The organism is Pseudonocardia sp. KRD291 (assembly GCF_019263595.1).
In the GTDB taxonomy this organism is placed as follows: Bacteria; Actinomycetota; Actinomycetes; order Mycobacteriales; family Pseudonocardiaceae; genus Pseudonocardia.
The window spans coordinates 1-6,188 of record NZ_JADQDD010000333.1 but is presented as its reverse complement, the minus strand read 5'-3'; the positions used below and the strand labels follow the sequence as shown (position 1 = coordinate 6,188).

The 6,188-nt window shown below is 77.4% G+C and carries 4 protein-coding genes; 1 reads left to right on the top strand and 3 read right to left on the bottom strand.

Going from position 1 to position 6,188, the window contains the following annotated elements; all coding sequences use genetic code 11:
- Positions 1–108 precede the first annotated feature (108 nt).
- The 3 genes from I4I78_RS28730 to I4I78_RS28720 all read right to left on the bottom strand — a co-directional run bounded on the left by I4I78_RS28730 (position 109) and on the right by I4I78_RS28720 (position 4,798).
- Entirely contained in the window at positions 109–474 is a 366-nt protein-coding gene (locus tag I4I78_RS28730; protein ID WP_218614641.1) for a hypothetical protein, read from the bottom strand.
- A 972-nt stretch (positions 475–1,446) separates the two neighbouring features.
- Positions 1,447–3,771 carry a M28 family peptidase gene (locus tag I4I78_RS28725; RefSeq protein ID WP_218614640.1) on the bottom strand — a complete coding sequence of 775 codons (2,325 nt, stop codon included), beginning with the start codon at positions 3,769–3,771 and terminating at the stop codon, positions 1,447–1,449.
- 136 nt (positions 3,772–3,907) lie between these two features.
- Entirely contained in the window at positions 3,908–4,798 is an 891-nt protein-coding gene (locus I4I78_RS28720; protein WP_218614639.1) for a LysR family transcriptional regulator, read from the bottom strand.
- A gap of 71 nt (positions 4,799–4,869) precedes the next feature.
- Here I4I78_RS28720 and I4I78_RS28715 point away from each other — a divergent pair, with 71 nt between their 5' ends.
- Positions 4,870–6,156 (top strand): FAD-binding oxidoreductase, encoded by a 1,287-nt coding sequence (locus tag I4I78_RS28715; RefSeq protein ID WP_218614638.1) that lies wholly within the window; start codon positions 4,870–4,872, stop codon positions 6,154–6,156.
- The last annotated feature ends 32 nt before the right edge of the window (positions 6,157–6,188 follow it).

Here is a 6,188-nt window from a genome sequence, read left to right as displayed (position 1 = left end):
GCGCCCGATCGAGACGGCCGTGCGGGTGGCCCGCCGGGCCGCCGTCGCCGAGGCCGTCCGGGTCCTGGTGTCGGTACCGACCTGAGCCGAGTCCCTCGGAGGCCCGACCTAAGCCGAGTCCCTCGGAGGCCGGCGGGCGAGCCCGATCAGGAGCAGGTTGAGGGCCGCGAGGATCCCGACCGCGGCGACGACGATCCCGGCCACCAGCGACGCCCATCCGGCGAAGTCGGTCACCCGCTGCGACGAGGCCGCCTCGTCCGCGGAGGAGGTGAAGACTCCGGTCCGGAGGTTCTCGCACGTGTCACCGGGCTCCATGACGCCGGCCCCGCACCGGGGCGCGAGCGCCTGGTCGAACATGTACGAGCTGAACCACCACAAGCCGCCGGCGACGACGAGTGTCACCACACCGACCGTGAGCGCCCTGCGCAGGAACTCCCGCCTCCGCCCGTCGGCTCCCGCGCGGAAGGCCGTCACGTCGCGCTCCTCTGGCTGCAGGTGGGGATCCACTGGGGACAACCGTCACAATAACGACCGGATCCGCTCGGGCAACCGTCGAGATGCGTACCGGCGCGAGAAGTCGATCAGTGACGGACGCTGGTGCGCATCTCGACGGTGGTGGGTGGGTGGATCGATGTGCCCGGCGGTCCGGGGCGGCTGCTCCTGCCCGGCACGTGCGCTCACCGGTCGCCAGTCACGTACCGCTCGCGTGCCGGATCCCAACGGAGCCCACCCTCGGCGGCGGCGGCCCGCAGCCGGAGATAGTCGGCGACGGCGTGCGGATGGTTCGGGGCACAGGGCACCACCGGGCCGGTATCCGGCCGATCCGGGCTCCCGTTACCGCTGTACGCGGTGTGCCGTGAGTAGTACCCGAACTCCCGGCAGGCGAGCTCGATCGGCGTCTCACCGGTCCACGTTCCCGGTGGGAGGCTCCGGTGAGCGTGCTCGTCGCAGCTCAGCGCCTGCCGGCCACAGCCGACGCAGTGCGCGATATCGCACCCGTCCGCATGCCGCTGCCCGGGGTGCGCGCCACAGTCCCCTCAGGAGTCGGCTGCGGCGCCCCGACCGTTCACCGGCTCGTCCCGGGAAGGACGGGCGGCGCGAGGAGTACGGCCTCGCCTGCCGACGCGATCGCCTGTGTTCTCGCGCGGTCGCCGCGAGGCCGGACCGACGTCACCATGGGCCTACCGCCTCCACCCGGTCAGCACGACCCACCACACGGCGGTCGTCCACCGCCGACCGCCGTCGGCCTGCCGCGCCATGCCAGCGACGCCGTGGCAGGAGGACCGCATGATCGACCCGGACGACGGGCGACGCACAGCCACACGCAGGAACCCCCGCAAGACCCTCGAGATCGCGGCCGAGGAGGCATCACCGGCGTCCCGGGCGACCGGGGTCGTCGACCTCGTCGACGACGCAGCCGCCGCCGCCTGCACCTGGGGGCCCGGGTCAGCCCGTGACCGAGCGGGTGATCACGAGTGTGTCGCCGTCCCGGGTCGGGGAGCGTTCCAGCCCGGGCGGTCGCGGTGTCCATCCGGAGATCCCGGACAGGCCGGTCGTCTGGTCGCGGACGACGAGGCGCAGCGGTGCCACGCCGTCGGTGCGCAGCACGATCCGCGCTCCCCCGCGCGGTACCGCGAGCAGCTGCAGGTCCAGCAGGCCCCGCACCGGCAGCGCGACCGGGGCCCGCCCGACGTAGGTGACCTCGGCCGACGTCACGCCGGGTGTGTCGGCGCGGACGCCGAGGACGTCCGCGCCGCGCCGCGAGCCCACCCGCAGCTCCACCGCCCCGCCGGGCAGCCGGCGGACGGTCGCCGCGGGCGCCGGGAGCGCGACGACGGGTGCCGGCCCGGTCCGGACGGGTGTGTCGCCGGGCCAGGGCAGGTCCCGGCCCGGGGCGGTCGGCTCCCCGGTGACGTAGCGGGCGGTCCACGGCGCCGGGACCGGGTCGCGGCTGACCCAGCGCGCGGTGCCGGAGTCGGTGTCGTGCAGGTAGGCCAGGTCGGCGCGGTCCGGGTGGGCCGCGTCCGGCCGGTCCACGACGAGCCCCAGCGCGCCCAGCGCGACGGCGGCGACCAGTACCGCCGCCGGTACCCGGGCGGGTAGCCGACGCCCGGCGACGAGCGCGGCGAGCGGCGCGAGGCCCAGGACCACGCAGGCGGCCGACAGCGCCGACCCGGCCAACCCCGCGGCGTCGAACAACGCGACGGAGAACGGCACCAGCAGCACGGCCGTGCCCAGCCCGCCGACCGCCACCGGCAGCGGACGCCACGGTGCCGGGACGGTCGCGGCGACCGCGATCCCGAGCCCCGCACCCAGCGCGGGCAACGCGACCAGGAACGACGCCCCGGGCACCAGCACCGCGGTGAGAAGGCCCAGCACCGCGAGCCACGCCGTCGCGGCGAGCCCCATCGCCCAGGCGCCGAGCCTGCGGCGCAGCAGCACCCCCCACAGCAGCAGCGCCAGCAGCCCCAGCAGCAGGATCGCGACCTGCGCCAGGCCCGGGCGGTGCACGACACCCGCGCTGTTCGCGTAGCCGGCACGCGAGGAGGCCAGCACCCGCCACGCCCCTTCCCCCAGCAGCGCCGCGAGCAGCACCGCCACCGGCCAGGACGCGAGCGCGCCGCCGAACCGGCCGATGCTCAGCAGGTCCCGCCGACGGGCGAGCACCACCGCCCCGGCGACGGCGAGCGCGGCGAGCACCGCCAGCGGCAGGACATAGGTGTCGGGGTAGGCCCACAGGTGCCCGAACACGGCCGCGAACGTGACGTCCCCGGACGCCGGTGCGCCGCTGACCGCCGGGTCGAACGGCACCAGGTCGGCCGCGCCGAGCACCCGGGTCAGCGCCAGCATCGACGTCCCCTGCTGCTGCACCGAGGTCGGGTCCAGATTCGCCGGCGTGTCGCCGGGGGTGTGGTAGCGGCTCGCCCGCTCGACGAACGCGCTGTTCATGCCCGGGCGCCCGGCCGCGAGGAACGGCGTGAGGTCGGTGTCGTTGGGCAGCAGCGCGTAGGCCGCCGCCGTCGAGGAGTCGCCCGCCGGGTGCGGCACCGCGCGGTAGGCCTCGATCAGGCGCGCGTTGCCCGGCGAGGTCTGGAACAGCATCGACGCCCCGCCCGACCCGCGCGCCTCCCAGTTCAGGACGACGGCGGGACGCCCGCGCAGCGGGTCGGCGCGGGTGAAGGCCTGCGCCCCGAGCAGCCCGGCCTCCTCGCCGTCGGTGAGCAGCACGACCAGGTCGTTGCGCAGCGCCGGGCCGGTCGACAGGGCCCGCACCGTCTCCAGGATCGAGGCCACCGCCGACCCGTCGTCGGCGGCGCCCGGCCCGGCCGGGACGGAGTCGTAGTGGGCCATCAGGACGACGGCGCCGGTCGGGGCGGTGCCGCGCCGGGTCGCGACCACGTTCTCCACCGCGCCGACGGCCTGCCTGCCCTCCCGCGACGAGGCCCCCACCGACGGCGCCGTCGAGGTCTGCAGGCCCATCGCGCGCAGCCGGGCGGCGAGCCCGTCACGGGCGCGGTCCGACGCGGGGCTCCCGACCGGGCGGGGCCGGTCGGCGAGCGCGGCGACCGAGCCCATCGCGCGGGTCGCGCTGAACGCCCCGGGCGGGGCGGCGGCCGCGGCCGGGGCGGGCGGCCGGGCGGTGACGACCGCCGCCGCGGCCGCCGCGACCAGCAGCAGCACGGCGACGAGCAGGACGGCGTGTCCGCGCAGCGCCGCGTGCCCCTTCCGCGCGTCGGCCCGCGGCGGCGGGTCCCCGGGAGTCCCGGTCACGGCGCGACAGCGGGGGTCGGGACGGGGATCTTCGGGACGGCGTTCGTCGGAACGGCGGCGGTCACGGCGCACACTCTCGCGCATCTCCGCGTCCCGCACGCCGGGCGACACACCCGGCGCCCCGGGCCGGCCCCGATCAGAGTGCGGCCACCACCTGCGCCACCAGCGCCCGGGCCGCCGGGCCGCTCGGTCCGCCGGCCCGCCACGCCAGGTGCAGCCGCGCGCGGACCTCGGGGTCCAGCCGGATCGCCACCGGCGGGGCGTCGAGGGCCAGCACCGGCGGGGCCTGCAGGGCGGGCTCGGGGACCACCGCGACACCGACGCCCCGCGCGGCCAGTCGCAGCAGCAGGCTCATCGCGCCGGCCTCGAACGCCACCCGCGCGTGCACCCCGGCCGCCGCGCAGGCCCGGTCCAGGGCCGCGCGCAGCCCGTGCCCCTGCGGCAGGCAGATCAGCGGGCGCGCCGCCAGCTCGTCCAGGCCGATCCGCGCCCGCCCGGCCAGCGGGTCGTCCGCGGCGACGGCGGCGACCAGCCGGTCGTCGAGCAGCACCCGGCCGCGCAACCCGTCCGGCAGCTCCCCCGGCGCGCCGAGGTAGGCGACGTCCAGGCGCCCGGCCAGCAGCTCGGCCTGCAGCGCGTCGGCCGTGTCCTCCCGCAGCGTGACCGTGACCTGCGGGTGCGCGAGGGCGAAGTCGGCGACGGTGTCGGCCAGGGCGGTGTCGGGCAGCGAGGACGCCATGCCGACCGCGACCCGTCCACGCAGCAGCCCGCGCAGCGCGGCGACCGCGTCGCGGGCGTCGTCGACGGCGGCCAGCGCGGCGTGGGCGTGCGGGAGGACGGCGCGCCCGGCCTCGGTCAGGGTGACCGCCCGCGGCCCGCGTTCGAGCAGCGGCTCCCCGAGGTCGCGCTCGAGCTGACGCAGCTGCGCGCTCACCCCCGGCTGCGCGACGTGCAGACGGGCCGCGGCACCGGTGATCGTGCCCTCCTCGACGACGGCGGCGAGATACCGCAGGTGACGCAGCTCCATAACCCACGATGCTAGCTCACAGCAGAGACAGATCTTGGACTTCTGGCTCTCCCGCCCGCATGCTCGATCCCGTGAGCACCTCCACGAGCACTCTTCTCGACGACCTGACCGCGCGGATCGACGGTTCCGTCCTCGCGCCGGACGCCCCCGCCGCGCCCGCGGCGACCACCGGGTTCCAGCTCGGCGTGCGGCACCGGCCCGACGTCGTCGCCGCCGCCCGCACCGCCGACGACGTCCGCGTCGCCGCCCGGGTCGCCGCCGACCACGACCTCCCGCTGACCGTGCACCACACCGGGCACGGCACCCGCGTCCCCGCGGCCGGCGGGATCCTGCTGTCCACCGCGGGGATGGACGGGATCGCGATCGACCCGGCCGCGCGGACCGTGCGGGTGGGCGCCGGCGTCACGTGGGGCGAGGTGACCGACGCCGCCGACCGGTTCGACCTGATGGCGCCGAGCGGGTCCTTTCCCGGCGTCGGGGCGATCGGCTACACGTTCGGCGGAGGCCTGGGCCTGACCGGGCGCACCGACGGCTGGGCCGTGGACCACGTGCGCGCGTTCGAGGTCGTGGGCACCGGCGGCGCCCTCGACGAGGTCACCGCGGACACCGACCCGGACCGGTTCGCCCGGCTGCGCGGCACCGGCCCGGTGCCGGGCGAGGTCGTTACCGCGATGACGATCGGCCTGCTGCCGGCCGGGCCGCTGACCGGCGGCGCCCTCGTGCACGACCTCGGCCCGGTCGGCGAGCCGGGCGACCCCGCGCCGCTGCACGCGTTCCGGGAGTGGACGGCCGGGCTGCCCGACACGGTGACCGCCGGGATGTCGGTGGTCACCTACCCGGATTGGGACGTCCTGCCCCCGCACCTGCGCGGACGGCGGGTGGCCCGGATCGCCGTGACCGCCCGGGCGGGGTCGGCGCAGACGGACCGGCTGCTCGCCCCGCTGCGCGCCGCGGTCCGGCCCGACGAGGACACCGTCGGCCCGCTTCGGCCGGTGGAGTCCTCGCGGGTGTACGCCGAGCCGGAGATGCCGCACGCCTACACCGGCGAGAACGTGCTGCTCGACGCGCTGGAGCCGGCCGGGCTGGACGCGGTCGCCGCCCTCGACGGGCCGATGACCGTCGTCGGCGTCCGGCACCTCGGCGGTGCACTGGCCGGCCCGGCGGCCGTGCCGGACACGGTCTCCGGCCGGTCGGCGGCCTACCTGGTGAGCGCGCTGTCCCCGATCGATCCGGAGCAGGCGGTCGCCGACCCGTCGGCGGCGGTCGCGGCGGCGGACCCCAGCCGTGCGCTGCGACCGTTCGGATCCTCCGCCCGCGGCGAGAGCCCCGGGTTCCGGTTCGGCCCGCACGCGGGGTGAACCGCGCACGGGACGGCGGCCCCGGCCGGGGC

Excerpts from the sequence above, each read along its gene's own strand:
- I4I78_RS28720 (WP_218614639.1), bottom strand. The coding sequence starts at position 4,798 with ATGGAGCTGCGTCACCTGCGGTATCTCGCCGCCGTCGTCGAGGAGGGC.